Source organism: Oceanithermus desulfurans (assembly GCF_014201675.1).
GTDB classification, from domain to species: Bacteria; Deinococcota; Deinococci; order Deinococcales; family Marinithermaceae; genus Oceanithermus; species Oceanithermus desulfurans.
In genome coordinates, this window is sequence record NZ_JACHEZ010000002.1 from 231,337 (window position 1) to 250,264 (window position 18,928).

At 72.5% G+C, this 18,928-nt stretch carries 21 protein-coding genes; 15 read left to right on the top strand and 6 right to left on the bottom strand.

The window, feature by feature from the left end; translation table 11 throughout:
* Window positions 1-54 precede the first annotated feature (54 nt).
* Window positions 55-585, bottom strand: coding sequence for a hypothetical protein (locus HNQ05_RS03475; protein ID WP_147147374.1), 531 nt, complete (start codon window positions 583-585; stop codon window positions 55-57).
* A 102-nt stretch (window positions 586-687) separates the two neighbouring features.
* On the opposite strand from HNQ05_RS03475, the gene HNQ05_RS03480 reads away from it, so the two are divergent.
* The 4 genes from HNQ05_RS03480 to HNQ05_RS03495 all read left to right on the top strand — a co-directional run bounded on the left by HNQ05_RS03480 (window position 688) and on the right by HNQ05_RS03495 (window position 3,729).
* The gene (locus HNQ05_RS03480; protein WP_147147372.1) at window positions 688-891 is read left to right on the top strand and encodes a hypothetical protein; all 204 of its coding nucleotides are present in this window, start codon (window positions 688-690) and stop codon (window positions 889-891) included.
* A 42-nt stretch (window positions 892-933) separates the two neighbouring features.
* Window positions 934-2,079, top strand: coding sequence for a putative Ig domain-containing protein (locus tag HNQ05_RS03485; protein WP_147147370.1), 1,146 nt, complete (start codon window positions 934-936; stop codon window positions 2,077-2,079).
* Window positions 2,080-2,164: 85 nt separating this feature from the next.
* A complete protein-coding gene (locus HNQ05_RS03490; protein WP_147147368.1) occupies window positions 2,165-2,686 on the top strand; it encodes a DMT family transporter in 522 nt (173 codons plus the stop codon).
* A complete protein-coding gene (locus HNQ05_RS03495) occupies window positions 2,683-3,729 on the top strand; it encodes a nucleoside 2-deoxyribosyltransferase (RefSeq protein ID WP_147147366.1) in 1,047 nt (348 codons plus the stop codon). Before HNQ05_RS03490 ends, HNQ05_RS03495 begins: the two co-directional genes overlap by 4 nt.
* Here the strand turns inward: HNQ05_RS03495 and HNQ05_RS03500 are convergent.
* Window positions 3,726-4,427, bottom strand: a complete 702-nt coding sequence (locus HNQ05_RS03500; RefSeq protein WP_147147364.1) for a pseudouridine synthase — start codon at window positions 4,425-4,427, stop codon at window positions 3,726-3,728. The two genes, HNQ05_RS03495 and HNQ05_RS03500, sit on opposite strands and share 4 nt — an antisense overlap.
* Before the next feature lie 23 nt (window positions 4,428-4,450).
* Between HNQ05_RS03500 and HNQ05_RS03505 the strand changes: the two genes are divergently transcribed.
* Window positions 4,451-5,401, top strand: coding sequence for a TIGR00341 family protein (locus tag HNQ05_RS03505; protein ID WP_147147362.1), 951 nt, complete (start codon window positions 4,451-4,453; stop codon window positions 5,399-5,401).
* Here the strand turns inward: HNQ05_RS03505 and HNQ05_RS03510 are convergent.
* Window positions 5,398-5,772: a hypothetical protein gene (locus HNQ05_RS03510; RefSeq protein ID WP_147147360.1), complete on the bottom strand. Its 375-nt coding sequence runs from the start codon at window positions 5,770-5,772 to the stop codon at window positions 5,398-5,400. The two genes, HNQ05_RS03505 and HNQ05_RS03510, sit on opposite strands and share 4 nt — an antisense overlap.
* A gap of 252 nt (window positions 5,773-6,024) precedes the next feature.
* Here HNQ05_RS03510 and dprA point away from each other — a divergent pair, with 252 nt between their 5' ends.
* The 10 genes from dprA to HNQ05_RS12300 all read left to right on the top strand — a co-directional run bounded on the left by dprA (window position 6,025) and on the right by HNQ05_RS12300 (window position 15,682).
* Window positions 6,025-7,050: a DNA-processing protein DprA gene (dprA, locus tag HNQ05_RS03515; protein ID WP_147147358.1), complete on the top strand. Its 1,026-nt coding sequence runs from the start codon at window positions 6,025-6,027 to the stop codon at window positions 7,048-7,050.
* Between the two features lie 94 nt (window positions 7,051-7,144).
* Complete coding sequence (gene ispH / locus HNQ05_RS03520; RefSeq protein WP_147147356.1) at window positions 7,145-8,146, top strand: 4-hydroxy-3-methylbut-2-enyl diphosphate reductase; 1,002 nt, start codon at window positions 7,145-7,147, stop codon at window positions 8,144-8,146.
* 1 nt (window position 8,147) lies between these two features.
* On the top strand, window positions 8,148-9,113 hold the full coding sequence (gene dusA, locus HNQ05_RS03525; RefSeq protein WP_147147354.1) for a tRNA dihydrouridine(20/20a) synthase DusA: 966 nt from the start codon (window positions 8,148-8,150) through the stop codon (window positions 9,111-9,113).
* A complete protein-coding gene (locus tag HNQ05_RS03530; RefSeq protein ID WP_183677590.1) occupies window positions 9,110-10,006 on the top strand; it encodes a cation diffusion facilitator family transporter in 897 nt (298 codons plus the stop codon). Before dusA ends, HNQ05_RS03530 begins: the two co-directional genes overlap by 4 nt.
* Before the next feature lie 100 nt (window positions 10,007-10,106).
* Window positions 10,107-11,081, top strand: coding sequence for a Bug family tripartite tricarboxylate transporter substrate binding protein (locus HNQ05_RS03535; protein WP_147147352.1), 975 nt, complete (start codon window positions 10,107-10,109; stop codon window positions 11,079-11,081).
* 2 nt (window positions 11,082-11,083) lie between these two features.
* Window positions 11,084-11,533: a tripartite tricarboxylate transporter TctB family protein gene (locus tag HNQ05_RS03540; RefSeq protein WP_147147350.1), complete on the top strand. Its 450-nt coding sequence runs from the start codon at window positions 11,084-11,086 to the stop codon at window positions 11,531-11,533.
* 10 nt (window positions 11,534-11,543) lie between these two features.
* Window positions 11,544-13,049, top strand: coding sequence for a tripartite tricarboxylate transporter permease (locus HNQ05_RS03545; protein WP_147147349.1), 1,506 nt, complete (start codon window positions 11,544-11,546; stop codon window positions 13,047-13,049).
* Window positions 13,050-13,117: 68 nt separating this feature from the next.
* Window positions 13,118-13,681 (top strand): LemA family protein, encoded by a 564-nt coding sequence (locus HNQ05_RS03550; RefSeq protein ID WP_147147347.1) that lies wholly within the window; start codon window positions 13,118-13,120, stop codon window positions 13,679-13,681.
* A gap of 4 nt (window positions 13,682-13,685) precedes the next feature.
* The gene (locus HNQ05_RS03555) at window positions 13,686-14,687 is read left to right on the top strand and encodes a DUF3137 domain-containing protein (RefSeq protein ID WP_147147345.1); all 1,002 of its coding nucleotides are present in this window, start codon (window positions 13,686-13,688) and stop codon (window positions 14,685-14,687) included.
* Window positions 14,678-15,682, top strand: a complete 1,005-nt coding sequence (locus HNQ05_RS12300) for a DUF3137 domain-containing protein (protein ID WP_147147342.1) — start codon at window positions 14,678-14,680, stop codon at window positions 15,680-15,682. The genes HNQ05_RS03555 and HNQ05_RS12300 overlap by 10 nt, the downstream gene beginning before the upstream one ends.
* On the opposite strand, the gene HNQ05_RS03565 is transcribed toward HNQ05_RS12300, so the two are convergent.
* Genes HNQ05_RS03565 through HNQ05_RS03575 form a run of 3 tightly spaced genes read right to left on the bottom strand, consistent with a single transcriptional unit; the run spans window position 15,665 to window position 18,928 of the window.
* A complete protein-coding gene (locus tag HNQ05_RS03565) occupies window positions 15,665-16,864 on the bottom strand; it encodes a hypothetical protein (RefSeq protein WP_147147341.1) in 1,200 nt (399 codons plus the stop codon). The genes HNQ05_RS12300 and HNQ05_RS03565 overlap by 18 nt on opposite strands.
* Before the next feature lie 34 nt (window positions 16,865-16,898).
* Window positions 16,899-17,612, bottom strand: coding sequence for a tetratricopeptide repeat protein (locus tag HNQ05_RS03570; RefSeq protein WP_147147339.1), 714 nt, complete (start codon window positions 17,610-17,612; stop codon window positions 16,899-16,901).
* The gene (locus tag HNQ05_RS03575; protein ID WP_147147337.1) at window positions 17,609-18,928 is read right to left on the bottom strand and encodes a glycogen synthase; all 1,320 of its coding nucleotides are present in this window, start codon (window positions 18,926-18,928) and stop codon (window positions 17,609-17,611) included. Before HNQ05_RS03575 ends, HNQ05_RS03570 begins: the two co-directional genes overlap by 4 nt.

Sequence of the window (18,928 nt, forward strand, 5' to 3'; positions counted from 1 at the left end):
GCGCGCACACCTCCCTAGGAATGAGGAAGCTGGCTGGGGTGCTGGTTACATAACCTACCACCCCCAGTTCTGGCGCGGCCCGCTGTACCCCGAGCCCGGGCGGCGCGGGTTGTTCCCGCGAACCCACATCGCGTCGTTCGCGCACGTGTCCATGGCCCCCATGGGCATGTAGCCTTGGCCAGGCTGTGCGCCGTAGGCGTTCCCGTGAAGCTGAGCCCCGGAAATGCGGTATACGAGGTACTCCAGGCTAACCAGGGTTCCGTTCAGATCCACGTAGGCATCGGGGTAAGCCGCCCCCTGGGGCGCCCACTGCACCGGGCCCTCGAACAGGATCTGCCCTCCGGCATCCAGCACTTGTACCCTCGACGCCAGGATGCACACGTCGCCCTGCACCTGTGGGGGCGAGTCCGTTGACCATATGAGGTTGCCCGCGGCATCGAAGAGAAGCACGGTCGAGGCCCGGTCCAAGAACTGAGGGGGGACTTGGCTCCCGTTCAGGTAGCTCGAGCTGCCGATGGCCAGGGCCGCGCCCACCAGCAGAAGGGCGGCGGCGATTAGCGTGGTGTGGATGCGTGTCCGTTTCATGACGCCCTTAGGGTGCGCCCCGGGGGTAAACGCCGGACAAACGCCGTGTTATCCCCGCGTTTATCACCCGAATGGGCCGCGCGCCCGGGCTAGCATAGGGGCATGCAGAAGCCTTGCTATTCTTTCGCCACGCTGGCCCTCGTCCTCTTCGCCCTCCTGACCGCCCTGGGCGCTTGGGCCGCGGGCCGGATCGACGAGCTCCTCGCCTACCTGGCTTCCGGGGTACGGCCGCTGGCGCTCGTGGTCCTCGCCTGGACCGCCGCGGTGCTGGGCTGCCGCCTCGGACGCGCCGCGCGGCGGACGTGAGCCCATCAGCCATCTCATCGCCACCGGAGCTAGTTTGAAACCATGCGTCTAGCGGGGGTCCTGATCGCGGCCGCGCTGCTGCTCGCCGCCTGCGGCACCAGCGAGGGCGGCGCCGGCGAGCCGCTCCGCATCACCGTGCGCTCGGCGCCCCCTGCGTACCTTGGCGAGCGCTACGAGGCCAAGTTCCCCGCCTCGGGCGGCGTCCGCCCCTACCGCTACGAGCTCGAGGGCAAGCTGCCCCAGGGCCTGAACTTCACGATCGGCCGCCTCAGCGGCATCCCCCGGGAAAAGGGCAGCTTCAAGATCACCGTGGTGGTCACCGACGCCGCCCTGTCCAGCCGCAGCACCTCCTTCACGCTCGCGGTCAAGGACCCGCCCCCGCCCGCGCTGCGGATCAAGATTCCCGAGTCCGAGACCGACGCCCCCTTCATCGCCGTCTTCACCCTCAGCGAGCGGCCCGCCAGCGCCCTGCGCCTGCGCCTCACGGCCAAGGACCTGAAGCCCGACCTCGCCGGCTTCAAGGCGGCACCCGAGCTGCTCTACGTGCTGCGCTACGACGCCGAGAAGCAGACGATCGACCTCGACGGCGCCTTCACCAAGACCTTCAAGGGCGGCGAGGTCTTCCGCCTCAAGCTCGAACCCGCCCGCAAGCTGCGTCCCAAGGTGCAGGCTCAGACGCAGTTCTTTGACGCGGGGGGGAAGCCCTACACCAAGTCGCCGCCCAAGCGCCCCGCCGACATGGGCCGCTACACCTTCGAAGACCTGCGCGCGCTGGCGGCGGCCTGGAACCGCAAGCTCGCGGCCCCGCAAAAGGCTGCGGGCGCCCCGCCGGCCACGACGCCGTCCACCAAGGCCGGGCCAGCCTCGACCGAGGACGACGGGGCGGGCGAGCCGGCGCCGGCGAACCCGTCACCCGAGGCCACCCCCAAACCCGACGCGAGCTCGGAAGCCGAGGCTGCGGCCAAGGGCGCCGAAGCCGCACCGGCGTTCGACCCCGACCTCAACGGCGACGGTACGGTGAACGCCGCCGATCTGGAGCTGCTGCGCAAGGACTACGCCTTCAACCCCGGCGGACGCCTCACCCCGCCCGCTGTTCCCAAGGCCCCCGCCCCCGGCGCCCAGCCGGCGCCGGAAGACCAGGCTCCGGAGAACCCCGGCTCCCCGCCGGCCTCGAACCCCGGGTCCTGACGGTCCGGTGCCCGCTGGCCAAACCCCCAAAGCTTGTTTAGAATGAAAGTATGAAGCCTATCCAGACCGTTCGGGTGGGTCGCCCATGAATCTGGGCCTCTGGGCCGCGGCGACCACGGGTGTGCTCATCGCGATCATCGGACCCGTGAATGCGGCGCTGCAGGCGCGGCTGGGCACCTGGGGCATGGTGGCCGTGGTGCATTTGCTGGGGTTGGCCGTGGGGGTGGTGGGGTTGCTGCTCTTCGAGCGCGGCCCCGCGGCCGCACGCGCCGACGGTACCCTGCGCTTTCTGCTGCTCGCCGGCGTGGTGCTGGCGCTGGCCGTGCTGGCCTGGGCCTTCCGCACCGCGCCCGATGAAGGGATCCCCGCCTTCGCCTTTCTGGGCGGGGTCCTGGGGGCCCTGGTCGTCGTGGGTACGATCGTCGCTATCCAGCATCTGGGGGTGCTGGCGGCGCTGGTGACCATCGTCTCCAGCCAGCTCATCGCTGCGGCGCTCATCGACCAGTTCGGCCTCTTCGAGCTCCCCGTGATCGCGCTGACGCCCGTGCGGGCGCTGGGTCTGCTGCTGGTGCTGGCGGGGGTCTTCATGGTGGCGCGCGAAGGATGAGCCCGCTCACGCGTGCGAGGCGGCTGGCCGCCGGGGAGGCGCCCGTTTACGTGGCCACCCGGCTCTACGACCCCTCGGGGCGCTACCTGGGGGCCCGGCTCGAGTGCGGTTGCCTGCGCGGCCTGCGCGCGGGCTTGGAAGGGCTGGGGCTCGAGGGGCGCGACCCCCTCACCTTCCTGCCCTTCCGCGACTCCAACAGCGCCCTCCAGGGCGTGCCCACGGAGGAGTTCAGCCGCGCCATCTACGACCTGGACCGCGACCACATCGAGCGCGGCTTCGCCCTGCTGGCTCCGCTTGGCGACCTCCAGGCCGACAGCGGCATCGCCTTCGAGGTGGGCTACGCCGCCGGCGTGGGCACGCCTGCGGTCCTGCTCTGGCTCAACTTCTTCGTGCTGCGCTACGACGGGACCGAGGAGACCCTGCTGGCCCCGCCGCTGCTCAGCCGCCTCGCCGCCCGCAGCGAGAACTTGGGGGCCTTCGACCTGAGCCTGCGCTTCGACGGCCGCGAGGATTACCTGCGCCGGGTGGCCGCCGCCCTCGACGAGGCCGAGGCCGCGGTGGCGGAGCTCTGCCGGGAGCTGGTGCTCCGCCCCCACCACCCGCCGCCCCTGCCGGCGGTGGCGCCCGCGCCCGGTCGCGTGCACCTGGAGTTCGGGGGCGGCCAGTTCGAGACGCAGCGCTGCTGGGCGGCGCGGCTGCAGGCCGAGCTGGAGCGCGCGGGGTTCGCGGTCTCGGTCTCGCGACGCTACGAGGGAGCGGGCCCGCTGCTCGAGCGGGCCGCCGCCGACCTGAACGCGGCGGCCGCCAGCGAGCTGGTGGTCACGCTCGCCGACGGGCCCGACGTGGACGGCGAGACCGCGGCGCTGCAGGGCTACGCCCGCGGCCTGGGGCGCAAGGTCCTCCTCTACTCCAGCGGCCGCCGCCGCATCTACACCGGCCCCGAGTACGACCACCGGCACAACTTGATGCTCCTCTACTCGGCCGACCGCACCGTGCGCCGCCTCGACGAGGTGGTTCCCGCGGTGCGCGCGCTCTTGGGCTAGGCGAGCCCCACGGCCTCCAGCAGCGCGGCCACCTCGTCGCTCTCCAGCGGCCGCGCCCGGCCGGGTTCGAGCCCGCCCAGCTCGAGCGGGCCGAAGCGCTCGCGCCGCAGGTAGACGACCGGCGCGCCCAGCGCCGCGAACATCCGCCGCAGCTGCCGGTGCTTCCCCTCGCGGAGCGTCGCCCGCGCCGCGCGGGGTCCCAGCACCTCCAGCCCGGCGGGGGCGAAGCCCAAAAGCCCTTCGGCGAAGCGCTGCGCCGCGTCCGGGGGCAGCGCGGACGCGAGCTCGGCGTAGTAGACCTTGGCCACCTTCCAGCGGGGGTGGGTGAGGCGGTGCAGCAGCTCGCCGTGGTTGGTGAGCACGAGCAGCCCCTCGGTGTCGCGGTCGAGCCGGCCCACCGGCTTCAGGTCGTCACGCCACAGCGCGTTCGGGAGCAGGTCCAGCACCGTCTCCTCGCGTTCCGAGCGGGTGGCCGTGAGCACCCCCGCCGGTTTGTGGAGCAGCACGTAGAAGAAGCGCGCATACGCCAGCGGCTCGCCGTGCACCTCGATGCGCGCGCCCTCGGGGTCGAGCTTGAAGCCGCGGTCGCACACCACCGCGCCGTCCACCCGCACCGCGCCGGAGCGGATGAGCCGGCCCACCTCCTTGCGGGTGCCCAGGCCCAGGTGGGCGAGCACCCGGTCGAGCCGCTCTTCCATGCCCCCAGCTTATAAGCTGGGGTATGGCGCGCCACCTGCTCTACGTGCAGACCGAGGCCTCGCGGATGCCCTCGGTCTTGGGGGTGATGGAGGACCAGGGCGTGCACCCGCTGGTGCTGCGCTCGAGCGAGGACCAGCTCTACCTGGTCGTGCCCGTCGACACCGCCGAGGCCGACCAGCTGCTCACCCTGCTCAAGCCGGTCCTCGGTCCCGAAGACTGGATGGCGCTCGACACCCCGGCCTGGACCTTTCCCGAACCCGAAGCCGCCGAGCGCGAGGAACCCACCCCCGCCGAGGAGCTGGAGAGCGACCTCGACCAGGCGGCCCGGCTGACGCCCTGGTTCGCCTTCCTTACCGTCGCCTCGGCCACGATCGCCTTCGCCGGGCTGGTACGCGACGACCCGCTGCTGGTGCTGGCCAGCATGATCATCGCGCCGCTGATGGGGCCGCTGATGGCGCTGGGCTTCGGCCTGCTCTGGCGTCACCGCCGGCTCACGCTGCAGGCCGGCCTTACCGCCGCGGCGGGGGCGGGGCTGGCCTGGGCGGCGGCCTGGCTGCTGGCGCGCGCCTTCGCGGCCGTCGTTCCCATCGAGCCGGGCACGCAGCTGGTGGCCCGCAGCACCCCCAACCTCTTCGACCTGGCGCTCGCCCTGGTCACCGGCGCGGTGGGGGCCTACTCCTACATCCGCGGGCAGGGCCAGACCCTGGTGGGCGTGATGGTGGCCATCGCGCTGCTGCCTCCGCTCGTCGCCTCCGGGGTGTTCAGCGCCATCGGCTGGGCGGGTCCGGCCACCGGCGCGTTCTACCTGGCGCTCGTCAACGCGGCCGCGCTGCTCTTCACCGCGGCCGTGGGGTACGCGGTGCGCTTCCGCCTCACGGTGCGCCGCCTCTGGCCGCTGGCGCTGCTGCTGGCGGTGCTGGCGCTGCTCTTGTGGTGGTCGCAGCAGGCCGGCTTCTGGACGGTGCACCCCTAGGGATCTTCGGGCAGGGCGAAGGTGATTTCCTCTCCGTCCGTGGTGCGGAATCCCGCTTGGATGGGGCGCCCGCGAAAGGTGCCCCGCAGCTCGCCGTCCAGCCCCAGCGCGTAGCCCCAGTCCGGGGCCGGAAAGTAACGGTAGCCCACGATCGGCAGCGAAGCGCAGAACCCGCTTTGCCGGTAGTGCGCGCGGTGCCTCCTCGCTTCGTCCTGCGCCCGGGCGAGGTGGTCGTCCCGGCCGGGGAAGTCTGCGGGGAGGCGGACGATGCGCGTGCCGTGCGTAACCGCAAGGATGGTAACGGACATACGCCGCTCCACCTCCGGGTCCAGCTGGGCTTCGATCAGGGGAACGAATCGGCTCTCTTTCATGGCTCCACCTTTCCGCGCCGGTGGGGCCCGCCAACGAAAAACGCGCCCGGAGTCCGAGCGAGCGCAGAAAAGCCTGGCCTTTCCGCTCGCTTTAGCCGCACTTGTAACGCGCCCGCAAGCTGAGCCTCAAATCGGCGCGTCTTCGTTCTATCAAGATCCGGCCGGAGCCGTCAAACCGCTCGAGCCCGCGGGCCGTTTCCGCGACGAAGGCCCTGACCGGAAACGCAGCCGGGAAGCCGCTAAACTGGAACCATGTCCTGGTTGGCCCTGGCGCTCACGCCCGGCGTGGGTCCGGCGCGGTTCCTCAAGGTCTTCGAGGCGGGCGAGGAGGGCCTGGAGCGCGTGGGCGAGCTGCTGGGGGCCGAGCTCGAGCGCGCCTACCGCCGCACGCTGGCGGCGGGCGAAGCCGAGCGCGCAAAGGAGCGGGCGGCCGCGTCGGGCGTGCGGCCCGTGGGCCTGTGGGAGGCCGACTATCCGCCCACCCTGCGCCACCTCGCCGACCCCCCGCCGCTCGTCTACCTGAAGGGCGGCTGGAGCGGCGGCCGCCCCGCGGTCGCGGTGGTGGGCAGCCGCAAGGCCCAGCCCTGGGCACTCGACTTCAGCGAGCGGCTGGCCCGCACCCTGGCCGAGGCCGGGGTGGCCGTGGTCAGCGGCCTGGCCCGGGGGGTGGATACCGCCGCCCACCGGGGGGCGCTGGCCGGCGGGGGGCCGTCGCTCGCGGTGCTGGGGAGCGGGGTGGACGTCGTCTACCCGCCCGAGAACGCCGAGCTGGCCGCGCGCCTGACCCTGATGAGCGAGCTGCCCCTGGGCCGCGGGCCCAGCGCCGGCAGCTTTCCCCGCCGCAACCGCCTCATCGCGGCGCTGGCGGACGCGGTGGTCATCGTGCAGGCACCCGAGAAGTCGGGAGCGCTGATCACCGCCGCGCTGGCGGCCGAGCTGGGGCGCGAGGTGCTGGCGGTTCCGGGGCGGCCCTCCGACTGGGCCAGCCGCGGCAGCAACCGGCTGCTCGCCGACGGCGCGGGGGTGGCCCAGGACCCGGACGACGTGCTCGAAGCCCTGGGCATGGCGGCCGCCGCCCCGGGCGCGGACCGCCCGAAACCCGACGGGGCCGCGGGCGCCCTCTGGGAGGCCCTGCGCCGGCGCGGCGAGGCCCTGCCCGACGACCTGGCGCTCGACCTGAACCTGGGGGCGGCGGAGGTGCTGGGGCTGCTGACCCGGCTCGAGCTCTCGGGCCACGTGCGGGCGCTGCCGGGCGGGCGGTACGAGGCTGTGGGGTAGGCCGGGGCATGTTCCACGACCTGTCCGAACCGGGGCGCGCGCGCATGGCCGGGCCGGCGGCGCGGTCGCGGAGAAGGCTTAGTACAATGCTCCCGTGAGCCTGCGCGTCTACCTCGCCAAGCCCCGCGGCTTCTGCGCCGGGGTGGTCATGGCCATCCGCGCCGTGGAGAAGGCCGCCCTTGAGCTGGCGGACGAGGGCGACCTGGTCGTCTACCACTCGATCGTGCACAACGACGTGGTGGTGAACCGGCTGCGCGAGCAGCACGGGGTCCACTTCGTCGAGGACCTTTCCGAGATCGCCGAGCTGGAGCAGCGCCACAAGCTGGCGAAGACCGTGGTCTTTTCGGCCCACGGCATCCCGCCGCGGGTGCGCGAGCAGGTGCGCGCCATGGGCTGGGGCTACATCGACGCCACCTGCCCGCTGGTGACCAAGGTGCACACCGAGGCGCGCCGCTACGCCGAGTTGGGCTACACCGTGCTGCTCATCGGCGACTCGGCCGACCACCAGGAGGTGAAGGGCACCTACGGCGAGGCGCCCGAGCACACCGTCCTGGTGGCCGTCCACACCCACGTGGGCCGCGACCCGCGCCTCGCCGACCCCCGCACCGTCCGGGTGCCCGACCCCGACCGCGTCGTCGTGCTCACCCAGACGACGCTGAGCGTCGACGACACCGACAAGACGATCGAGATCCTGAAAGAGCGCTTCCCCAACCTGGTGCTGCCCAGCCGCGACGACCTCTGCTACGCCACCAAGAACCGCCAGGACCAGGTCAAGCGCCTCGCCCCCCACGTGGACCTCTTCCTGGTGCTGACGAGCTCGTACTCCTCCAACGGCATGCGGCTCTACGAGATCGCCCGCAGCATGACGCGCGCCGAACGCATCGACACCGCCGCCGACCTGCGGCCCGAGTGGTTCGAGGGCGTCGGCGCGGTGGGCATCACCTCGGCGGCCAGCACCCCCGAGGACCTGGTGCAGGACGTGCTCGCCTACCTGCGCCGGCTCTTCCCCGACCTGGAGGTCGTCGAGGAGGGCGAGTGGGAGCGGATCCGCTTCCGCGAACCCGCCCGGGTGGCCCCGGGTGTGGGTGGGGTGTGAGATGAGCGAACACCGCCTCAGCCTGGCGCCGATGATGGAGCGCACGGACCGGCACTTCCGGTTCCTGATGCGGCTGATCACGCGCCGCACCCGGCTCTACAGCGAGATGGTGGTCGACCGCACCCTGATCCACGGCGACGCGGCGCGGCACCTGGACTACCACCCCGCCGAGCACCCCGTCGCCCTGCAGCTCGGCTCGGCCGACCCCGGCCTGGCGGCGCGGGCGGTGGCCGTCGCCCGACCGTGGGGGTACGACGAGGTGAACCTGAACGCGGGCTGCCCCTCGCCGCGGGTGCAGGCCGGGGGGTTCGGGGTCGTGCTCATGCGCACGCCCGAACGGGTGGCCGAGATCGTGCGGGCCGTCTACGAGGCGACCGGGGCGCTCCCCTCGGTCAAGCACCGCGTGGGCCTGGACGAACACGAGGACTACGCCTTCCTGGCGCGCTTCGTGGAGGTCGTGGCCGCCTCGGGCGTGCGGGTCTTCGTCGTGCACGCGCGCAAGGCCTGGACTCAGGGCCTGGACCCGAAGGCCAACCGCACGGCGCCCCCGCTCGAGCACGCCAAGGTCTACCGTCTGAAGCGCGACTTCCCCGAGCTCACCATCGTCACCAACGGCGGGGTGGGCACCCCGGAAGAAGCCCGCGCCCACCTGGCGCACGTGGACGGGGTGATGGTGGGCCGGGCGATGTGGGACCGCCCCTGGCGCTGGGCCGCGGCCGACCGGCTGCTCTGGGGCGACGCCCACACCCCCGACCGCCGCGCGGTGCTCGAGCGCTACCAGGCCTACCTGCACGAACGCCTCGCCGAGGGGGTTCCCCTGCGGGTGCTGGTGCGGCCGCTCTTCAACCTCTTCAAGGGCGAGCCCGGCGGCCGCCGCTGGCGTCAGCAGCTCGACGCGGCGCTGCGCGCGGGCCGGCTACCCGCCGGCGGCCTGGCGGCGCTGGCGCCCGTGGAGGTCGGGGCGTGAAGGCCCAGGACGCGCGCTCCCTCGGCCTGGCGCGCTGGAGCGTGGCCGTCGGCCTCGGGGTCTTCGGGATCAAGTGGCTGGCCTGGGAGCTGACCGGCTCGGTGGCCATCTACTCGGACGCGCTCGAGTCGATCGTCAACATCGTCGCCGCCGTGGGCGCGCTGGTGGCCCTGGCCGTCGCCGTCCGCCCCGCCGACGCCACCCACCCCTTCGGCCACACCAAGGCCGAGTACTTCTCGGCGGTGGCCGAGGGGGCGCTGATCCTCTTCGCCGCCTTCGAGATGCTGCGCGCCGCCTGGGCGCGCTTTCTGAACCCGCAGCCCTTCACCGAGCCGGCGCTGGGGCTGGGGCTCGTGGCCCTGGCGGGCGCGATCACCGCCGGCTGGGCCTTCCTGCTGCTGGCCCAGGGGCGGCGCGTGCGTTCTCCGGCGCTGGTGGCCGACGCCCAGCACCTGCTCACCGACGTGGCCTCCACCGTGGGCGTGCTCTTCGGGGCGGGCCTCGCCTGGCGGCTGGGCTGGTGGTGGCTCGACCCGCTGGTGGCCGCGGGGGTGGCCCTCAACATCCTGGTCGTCGGCCTGCGGCTGGTCCGCCGCTCCGTGGGCGGGTTGATGGACGAGGCGCTGCCGCCGGACCAGGTCGAGCGCATCCAGCGGACGATCGCGGCGAACCTCGACGGCGCCCTCGAGTACCACGACCTGCGCACCCGCGCGAGCGGCCCCCGCGCCTTCGTGGAGTTCCACCTGGTGGTGCCCGCGGCCATGACCGTCGAGGAGGCGCACGCGATCACCGACCGGCTCGAGCGCGCCCTCGCGGAGGCGCTTCCCGGGGCCGAGACGGTGATCCACGTCGAGCCCGAGAGCGAGGCCAAGCACGGCGGCTTTCGCGCCTGATCCCCGCCGCCGGGACCAACGTACCGTCTCCAGCGCATTTTTTTCCATATAACCGTTACGCGGTGTGATAAAATTTATTCGAAGGGAAAAGGAGGTCGCCATGAAGCGGTTCTGGAAGAGCGGTGTTCTCGCTGCGGCCCTGGCGCTTTTCGGCGGGGCCTTTGCATTCAACCCCGGTAACGTAGAGTGCATCGCCCCGGCCAACCCCGGCGGCGGCTGGGACTTCACCTGCCGCACCGGCGGCAAGCTGCTCTACGACCTGGGCCTCGTTTCCCGCCCGGTCAAGGTCACCAACATGCCCGGCGGCGGGGGCGGCGTCGCCTTCGCCCACGTGGTCACCCAGCGCAAGGGCGACGCCAACCTGCTCGTCGCCGCCTCGCCGGCCACCACCCTGCGCCTGGCTCAGGGCAAGTACGGCGACTTCACCGCGGGCGACGTGCGCTGGCTCGCGGCCATCGGCGCCGACTTCGGGGTGATCGCGGTCAAGGCCGACGCCCCCTGGAAGACCCTGGGCGACCTGATCGCCGACATCAAGAAAGACCCCACCAAGATCGCCATCGGCGGTGGCAGCGCCGTAGGGGGCCAGGACCACATGAAGGTGTTGCTGCTGGCCAAGGCCGCGGGCATCGACCCCAAGGCGCTCAAGTACGTGCCCTTCGACGGCGGCGGCGAGGCGCTCACGGCCATGCTGGGCGGCTTCGTCCAGGTCTTCCCGGGCGACGCCTCGGAGACGATCGGCCAGATGCAGGCGGGCAAGATCCGCATCCTGGCGGTGCTCAGCGAGCAGCGCCTGAAGGGCGACTTCGCAAACATCCCCACGGCGCGCGAGCTCGGTTACGACGCGGTCTGGGCGGTGTGGCGCGGCTTCTACATGCCGCCGGGCGTGCCCGACGACGCCTACGCTTTCTGGGTGGACGCGATGAAGAAGCTCGAGGCCTCCCCCGAATGGGCCAAGATCCGTGACGAGAGCGGCCTCGGCCCCTTCTTCAAGGGCGGCGCCGACTTCGAGGCCTTCGTCAAGCAGCAGGTCGCCGACTTCAAGGAGCTTTCCAAGGCTCTGGGGCTCATCAAGTAACCGTGGAACGCGGCCGGCGCACCGACCGCATCGCGGGCGCGCTCCTGCTGCTGGTGAGCGCCGGCTACGGCCTGGAGGCGAGCCGCCTCCAGGCCGATTTTCTCGCCGACCCCCTGGGCCCGCGCGCCTTCCCGCTGCTGCTGGCGGTCAGCCTGGGGGTCTTTTCGCTCTACCTGCTGGTGCGCCCCGACCCCGACCCCGCCTGGCCGCCGCCGCACGTGCTCAGCGGCCAGCTGGGCATGCTGGCGAGCTTCGTGGTCTACAGCTACGCGCTCGCCCCCCTGGGCTTCCTCCTCGCCACCACGCTGGAGATGGCCTGGCTCTCGCGCCTCTTCGGCGCCAGCTGGCGCACCGGCCTGCTGGGCGGCCTGGGGCTCGCGGTCGTGCTCTACGTGATCTTCGTCTTCGGGCTGGGCATCCCCCTGCCCCTGGGCCGCTGGTGGCCCGCCTAGAGGAGGCGCGGTGGACGTTCTCGCACAACTCGCCCACGGCTTCGAGGTCGCGCTCGCTCCCCTGAACCTCTTCCTCGCCTTCGCCGGCGCCTTCCTGGGCACGCTCATCGGGGCGCTGCCGGGCATCGGGCCCGTCAACGGCGTGGCCATCCTGATCCCCATCGCCTACGCCCTCAAGCTGCCGCCCGAGTCGGCGCTGATCCTGCTCGCCGGGGTCTACTACGGCGCCGAGTACGGCGGGCGCATCTCGAGCATCCTCCTCAACGTCCCCGGCGACGCCGGCGCGGTGATCACCACCCTGGACGGCTACCCCATGGCCCAGAAGGGCAAGGCCGGCGAGGCGCTGGCGCTCTCGGCGCTCAGCTCCTTCATCGGCGGCACCCTGGCGGTAATCGGCCTCACCCTCTTCGCCCCCTACCTGGCCGAGTGGGCGATCCGCTTCGGCCCCGCCGAGTACTTCGCGCTGATGGTCTTCGCCTTCACCACGCTGGCGAGCCTGGCCGGCAAGAACCCCGTCAAGGCGCTGATCGCCAGCGTCTTCGGGCTGATGCTCGCCACCGTCGGCATCGACCCCGGCAGCGGGGTGCCGCGCTTCACCTTCGGCGAGCTCAAGCTCTACGACGGGGTGGACTTCCTGGTGGTGGCCATCGGCCTCTTCGCCATCAGCGAGGTGCTTACGCTGATGGAGCACACCTTCCTGGGCACGGCCACCCGGGTCAAGGTGGAGACCGCGCTGGTCTCGCTGAAGACCTTCATGGGCTCGCTGTGGACGATCCTGCGCAGCTCGCTGATCGGCTTCTTCATCGGGGTGCTGCCGGGCGCGGGGGCCTCGATCGCCAGCGCCGTGGCCTACACCACCGAAAAGCGCCTCGTCGACCGCGAGGGCACCTTCGGCACCGGCGACCCCCGCGGCGTGGCCGCCCCCGAGGCCGCCAACAACGCCGCCTCGGGCGGGGCGATGGTGCCGATGCTGACCCTGGGCGTGCCGGGAAGCGGCACCACCGCGGTGCTGCTGGGGGCGCTGATGATGTTCAACGTCACTCCGGGCCCGCTGATCTTCGAGCAGCGGCCCGAGATCGTCTGGGGCCTGATCGCCTCGATGTACATCGGCAACGTGATGCTGCTCGTGCTCAACCTGCCGCTGGTGGGCTGGTTCGCGCGCATCCTCACGGTGCCCCGCTGGTTCTTGGTCCCGGCCATCGCCGCGCTCAGCTTCATCGGCGTCTACGCCGTGAACAACAGCGCCTTCGACCTGCTCTTCATGACCGGGATCGGGGTGGTGGGCTACCTGATGCGCAAGGCCGGCTTTCCGCTGGCGCCGGTCATCCTGGGGCTGGTGCTGGGGCGGCTGATGGAGATCAACCTGCGGCGGGCGCTGGCCATCAGCGGCGGCGACTACTCGATCCTCTACGCCAGCCCGCTTTCCAAGGTGCTCTGGGCGCTGGCGATCCTCAGCCTCTTCTTCCCCTGGCTGGCGGGACGCTTCGCCGCGCGGCGCGTGCCCGAGGGCGAGTGATCCATCCCCCATTTGGGGGTTCCGTGTAAAAACCCCGTTAACTTAAACTATTTTCGAGGAGGTCTGCTTTGACGGCCCTTTTGATTTTGCTCATCCTCGTCGCCATTGTCGGCGCATTTATGGTTCTTACCTACAACACCCTCATTGCCCGTAAGAACCAGATCGACTACGCCCAGGGCGCGATCGACGCCCTGCTCAAGAAGCGCTACGACCTGATCCCCAACCTGGTGGCCACGGTGAAGGGCTACGCCAAGCACGAGCGCGAGCTGCTCGAGAAGGTGACCGAGCTGCGCGCGCGCATCGGCCAGGCGCGCTCGGACGACGAGCGCCTGGGGCTGGAGGGCCAGATGTCGGGCCTCCTGGGCCGGCTGCTGGTGCAGCTCGAGGCCTACCCCGACCTCAAGGCCAACCAGAACTTCCTGCAGCTGCAGGCGGCCCTCAACGAGATCGAGGAGCAGATCTCGGCGGCCCGGCGCGCCTTCAACGCCGCGGTGGTCGAGTTCAACAACGCCATCGAGATGTTCCCCTCGAACCTGGTGGCCGGGTGGATGGGGCTGAAGCGCCGCCGCGTCTTCGAGGTGGCCGAGGCCGAGTCCGAGGTCCCCAACGTCGGCCGCCTCTTCGGCAGCTAGGACGATGCCCACCTCCCCGGGTCCCCTGCGCGCCTACTACCGGCTCGTCCCCCGCATCCGCGGGCTCGAGCCCGAACGGCGCCGGACCTGGGTCAGTCTGATCGCCGCCTGGGCGGGGCTGGTGATCCCGGGGTTGCTGCTGGGGATCTGGCTCTGGCGCCTGGGCGGGGGCTGGTTCCACCTGCTGGCGCCGCCGCTGGCCGCGGCGGCGCTGGCCGCCTGGCTCTCGCCCAGCCTGATCTACCCCTTCAAGCACGAGTTCAAGCGCAAGGTCATCCGCCCGATGATGCGCGAGCTCCTGCGGGACGTGGACTACGCCCCGCTGGGCTCGGTGAGCCCGCTGGACCTGGAGGCGAGCCTCCTCTTCCAGGCGCCCTTCACCGGGGTGGAGGGGGAGGACTTGGTCATCGGCCGCTACGACGACGTCGAGGTCAAGTTCTCCGAGGTGGTGGGCTACCGCGAAGTGGAGTCGCGCGGCGCGGCCACCCCGCTGGCCCCCCGCAGCGGGCAGAAGCTGCGCACCAAGCAGGTGGTCTTCCGCGGCCTCTTCTTCGTCGCCGAGTTCAACAAGCCCACCCGCGGGCAGGTCGTCGTGCACCCCGACCGCCTGGAGCCGCACCTGGGACCGATCGCGGCCGCGCTGCAGCCCCGACACGAGGAGGGCGGGCTGGTGCACGTGCGCATGGAGGACCCCCGCTTCGAGCGCCATTTCGTCGTCTACGCCTCGAGCCCCGAGACCGCGCACTACGCGCTCACGCCGGCGCTGATGGAGCAGCTGGCCGAGTTCCGCGAGCGGGTGGGGGCGCCGGTGGCCTTCTCGATCCACTACGGCAAGCTCTACATGGCCGTGGCCACCCGCAAGAACATGCTCGAGCCCCCGCTCTTCGGTCCGCTGGCGAGCCCCCGCGTCTTCCGCGGCTACCTGGAGGACGTGGAGCTCTTCCTCGCGCTCGTCGAGGCGCTCGGGCTCAACCGCAGGATCTGGGGTGAGGGGACGTGGCCCTAGAGGCCGGCGCGCCGCGGCTCGACCTGGACGACCTGGTCCGCCGCGCACAGGGGCTCGAGGCCGACCGGCGGCGCGCGCGTGCCGCGGTGGCGCGCGTCTGGCTCTCCGCCGCCGCCGGCGCGGCGGCGGTCTACCTCCTCAGCGGCCCGCTCCTCGGCCCCTTCGGCTGGTTCGTCTTCCTGGTGGCCGCCTTCGCCCTGCTCGTCTGGGCGCTGCTGCGCCACCAATCGGTCACCCGGCCCTACCACGAGGCCTACAAGCGGCGGGTGCTCGCCCCCCTGGTCGAGGCGGTGCTGCCCGGCTTCCTCCACGAACCCGAGGCGGGGCTGCCCCAGGAGGTCTACCTGGCGAGCCGCCTCTTCCCGACCCGCCCGGACCGCTACGCCAGCGAGGACCGCTTCAGCGGTGAGGTCGCGGGGGTGCCCCTCACCTTCGCCGAGGTGCACGCCGAGCGCGAGCACGAGGACTGCGACAAGGACGGCTGCCGCACCGAGTACGTGACGATCTTCAAGGGGCTTTTCGCGGTGGCCGAGTTTCCCAAGGCGTTTTCGGGCGCCGTCCTCGTCTACCCCGACCGCAGCGAGCGCCTGCTGGGACCGCTTTCCCAGAGTCTGCAGCGGCTGGGCGGGCGCAGCCGGGGGCTCGAGCTGGTCCGGCTCGAGGATCCGGAGTTCGAGCGGCGTTTCGTCGTCTTCGCAAGCGACCCCGTCACCGCCCGCTACGTGCTCAGCACCCGCTTCATGGCGGCGCTGCGCGCCTACCGCGACCGCCACGGCCCGCTCTACGCAGCGGTGATCGACGGCACCCTCTACCTCGCCCTCCCCACCCGCGCCGACCTCTTCGAGCCGCCGCCGCTGTGGCGCCGGGGCGTCGACGTGCGCCGGCTGCAGCGCTACGCCGACGCGCTCGCCACCATGCGCGCGGTGGTCAGCGAGCTGGACCTCGACGTCCGCATCTGGGGCGAGCGCGCCCTCGCCTCAAGGAAGCCAAAGTAGCGCCGCCCAGGCGTCGGCCTGGCCGGCGTGCTCGCCCCAAAAGCTGCCGTAGGTGACGCCCGCGAGCCGCACCGACCCGTCGGGCCGCGCCTCCAGCGCCAGCGCCTCGTCGCGCGCGGGCGTGCCGCCCTGCGAGCCGGCCTGCGGCCGGCCGGAGGCATCGAGCCGGGCGGCGAAGGCGTCGAACGCACCCCGGGGCTCGGAGAAGAGCCGGCCCGCGGTCGCCCCCGCCGCCCAGAGGCGGCCGTCTTTGTCGCGGACGAGCGCGTGCGCCAGGTCGGCGGCGGGGCTGCCCCACTGCACGCCGCCGCGGGGCTCGCCGGAGGCGGCGACGAAGACGACGAAGACGTCGCGTCCGCCCGCGAAGGGGCCGTAGAGCGCCCCGTCGGTCTGGCCCAGAACCCAGACGCCGCCCGGCGCCGCGGCCAGCGCCGTCGGCCGGCTGGCCGCGCCGAAACCCCAGCGGTAGGCCCAGAGCAGCTCGCCCGAGGCCGCGTAGCGCAGCAGAAAACCGCGCTCGCTGACGCGGCGGCAGTCTTCGTCCACGTCGCTGAACCCGGCCAGATAGACGCCGCCTGCCCCGTCGGGCGCGGCGGCGGTGAGGTAGTCGTCGTCGTCGCTGCCCCATTGCGCGCCCCGGAGGCGTTCGCCCGCGGCGTCGAAGCGGGCGACGAAGACGTCGCGCCCGCCGCGGCCGGGTCCGAAGACGCGTCCTTCGCCGTCGCCCGCCAGGTAGACCCCGCCTTCCGGGGCCGGGGCCAGGGCGCGCCCCGCGTCCTTAAGGCGGCCGCCCACCCGTGCCCGCCAAGCGGCGCGCCCTTGCCCGTCCAGCCGCAGCAGCAGGGCGTCGGTCTGGGCGCGCAGGGCGTCCGCGCCCTCGGCCAGCGTGCCCGCGAGGAAGAGGCCGCCCCCGGCTTCCAGCGCGGCGTAGGCGCGCTCGAGCCCCGGCCAGCCCGACTGCCAGCCGCCGGCGCCGTCGGGGCGCGCCACGAAGACGTCCACGCCACCGGCGGCGCCGAAAAGGTCGCCGGCGGTCCAGCCCACGACCCGGCCGCCTGCCAGCGCGTAGGCCGCCTCCCAGGCCGGCGTGCCCCACTGCCCGCCCTGCACCACTGCACCGGCGGCCAGGGCCAGGCCGCCCAGCCAGGCCAGCGCCGCCGCGCGCCAACGTATACCCGTCATGGGTATCAGGCTACCGCGCGCGGCCCGCCTCCGGCTAGCGCCGCGTCCACCAGTAGACCAGCAGGATGAGCGCGATCCAGATCCACCAGCGGTTGCGCCAGGAAAAGAGCGCGCCGGCGCGCGGCCGGCGCGGCGGCAGCACCGCCCCGGGCAGCTGCTCCTCGCGCGGGCGCAGCCGCATCCGCTGGGCCTTCTTGAGCAGGCGCACCATGCGGTCGATGCGGCCGCGGCGCTTTTCCAGCGCCGCTTGGCCCTGGTAGACCTCGGGGTAGTTCTCGTTGGCCTTCTCGGCCTCGGCGTAGGCGGCCTCGGCGGCTTCCAGGTTTCCCAGCTCGAGCTCGGCGTGACCCAGGTTGGTCCAGGCGCGCCAGTGCTGGCGGTCGCGCCGCGCCGCCTCGGCGAAGGCGTCGCGCGCCTCCTCGAGCCGGCCTTCGGCCACGTCCAGCAGGCCCTTCTGCACCCAGGCCTCGGCGCCCACCACCGGGTGCTCGAGCCAGGCCTCGAAGCGCTCCTCGGCCAGGTCGGCGAGCGCCCGCTCCAGCTCCTCGGCGTCGACCAGCTGGGCGATGGCCTCGCGGTCGGCCGCGGCCGCGGCCCGCGCCCCCTCGGCGTCGCGCATGCGCAGCGCCAAGCGGACCCGTTCGAGCGCCTCCAGGGCCTCGCGGGGCCCCTCGCCCTTCAGGCGCACCCGCGCCAGCGCCTCGGCGATGCGCCCCTCGCGTACGAGCGTGGAAACTTCGTCGTTCACGTCAGGATCTCCTCGTAAAGTTTACGGTAGGCGCGCGCTCGCGGCCCCCAGGAGAAGTCGCGCGTCATCCCCGCGCGCGCCAGGGGTTCGGCATCGAGATCGAGCATCCGCTCCACCCCCGCGAGCACCCCCTCGGGGCTCGCCTCCTCGAAGAGCACCCCGGTCACCCCGTCCTCGACGGTGTCGGCCAGCCCGCCGGTGGCGCGGGCGATCGGGGGCGTGCCGTAGCGCATCGCGATCATCTGCGCCAGCCCGCAGGGCTCGTAGCGCGAGGGCATGAGAAAGAAGTCGGCGCCGCCGTAGATGCGATGGGCGCGGGCCTCGTCGAAGGCCGCGTGAAAAGCCACCCGCCGCGGGTAGCGGCGCGCCGCCTCGGCGAAGCCCCGCTCCAGCTCGGCCTCGCCCGTGCCCAGCAGCACGAAGTTGACCCCCAGATCCAGGACCTGGGGCAGAGTCTCGAGCACCAGGTCGAACCCCTTCTGCCAGGTCAGCCGGGTGACCGCCCCCACCGCCGGCAGCCCCGGGTCGAGGCGCAGGGCGGCCAGCAGGGTCATGCGGTTGCGCCGCTTGCGCTCCAGGTGGTCGGCGTCGTACTTCTGCGGCAGGAAGCCGTCGGTGGCGGGGTTCCAGTACTCGGTGTCGAGGCCGTTGAGGATGCCGCTGAGCTTGTCGGCTACGGAGCGCAGCACCCCGTCGAGCCCCATGCCGTACTCGGGGGTCTGGATCTCGCGGGCGTAGCGGGGACTGACCGTGGTCACGCGATCCGCCGCGAGCAGCGCGCCCTTCATGAGGTTGACCCGGCCCTCGTGCAGCAGCTCGGCGTCCGGCGCCGTACCGGTGAGGCGTTCGAAGCGGTCGGGCTCGAGCTCGCCCTGGAAGGCCAGGTTGTGGATGGTGAAGACGGTGGGGCGGCGGGCGAGCCGCACCGTGTAGGCGGCGTGCCAGTCGTGGGCGTGCAGCAGGTCGTACCGCTCGCCCGCAAGCCAGGCGGCCGCCGCCTGGGCGAAGGCCAGGTAGCGCGCGTCCTCCGGGGGCTCGTAAGGGGCGGACCAGTCCGGGTCCACCTCGAGGAAGCGGTAGGCGACGCCGCCCGCCTCGGCGCCCCAGACGCGGGCGCGGCGCGCCTCGCCGCAGCAGCGGTAGGCCAACTCGCCCTGGGGCTCGAGCGGGTGCGCGATCTCGGCGTAGCGCGGCAGCAGCACGGTGGAGCGCACCCCCTCCGCGGCCAGCGCCCGCGGCAGGCTGCCCAGCACGTCGGCGAGCCCCCCCACCTTGACGAAGGGGAGGGCTTCGGCGGCGACGTGAACGACGTGCAT

What these genes read in the sequence shown, in the direction of transcription:
- HNQ05_RS03475 (WP_147147374.1), bottom strand. Translation starts at nt 585, where the DNA reads ATGAAACGGACACGCATCCACACCACGCTAATCGCCGCCGCCCTTCTG.
- HNQ05_RS03480 (WP_147147372.1), top strand. Translation starts at nt 688, where the DNA reads ATGCAGAAGCCTTGCTATTCTTTCGCCACGCTGGCCCTCGTCCTCTTC.
- HNQ05_RS03485 (WP_147147370.1), top strand. Translation starts at nt 934, where the DNA reads ATGCGTCTAGCGGGGGTCCTGATCGCGGCCGCGCTGCTGCTCGCCGCC.
- HNQ05_RS03490 (WP_147147368.1), top strand. Translation starts at nt 2,165, where the DNA reads ATGAATCTGGGCCTCTGGGCCGCGGCGACCACGGGTGTGCTCATCGCG.
- HNQ05_RS03495 (WP_147147366.1), top strand. Translation starts at nt 2,683, where the DNA reads ATGAGCCCGCTCACGCGTGCGAGGCGGCTGGCCGCCGGGGAGGCGCCC.
- HNQ05_RS03500 (WP_147147364.1), bottom strand. Translation starts at nt 4,427, where the DNA reads ATGGAAGAGCGGCTCGACCGGGTGCTCGCCCACCTGGGCCTGGGCACC.
- HNQ05_RS03505 (WP_147147362.1), top strand. Translation starts at nt 4,451, where the DNA reads ATGGCGCGCCACCTGCTCTACGTGCAGACCGAGGCCTCGCGGATGCCC.
- HNQ05_RS03510 (WP_147147360.1), bottom strand. Translation starts at nt 5,772, where the DNA reads ATGAAAGAGAGCCGATTCGTTCCCCTGATCGAAGCCCAGCTGGACCCG.
- dprA (WP_147147358.1), top strand. Translation starts at nt 6,025, where the DNA reads ATGTCCTGGTTGGCCCTGGCGCTCACGCCCGGCGTGGGTCCGGCGCGG.
- dusA (WP_147147354.1), top strand. Translation starts at nt 8,148, where the DNA reads ATGAGCGAACACCGCCTCAGCCTGGCGCCGATGATGGAGCGCACGGAC.
- HNQ05_RS03535 (WP_147147352.1), top strand. Translation starts at nt 10,107, where the DNA reads ATGAAGCGGTTCTGGAAGAGCGGTGTTCTCGCTGCGGCCCTGGCGCTT.
- HNQ05_RS03555 (WP_147147345.1), top strand. Translation starts at nt 13,686, where the DNA reads ATGCCCACCTCCCCGGGTCCCCTGCGCGCCTACTACCGGCTCGTCCCC.
- HNQ05_RS03565 (WP_147147341.1), bottom strand. Translation starts at nt 16,864, where the DNA reads ATGACGGGTATACGTTGGCGCGCGGCGGCGCTGGCCTGGCTGGGCGGC.
- HNQ05_RS03575 (WP_147147337.1), bottom strand. Translation starts at nt 18,928, where the DNA reads ATGCACGTCGTTCACGTCGCCGCCGAAGCCCTCCCCTTCGTCAAGGTG.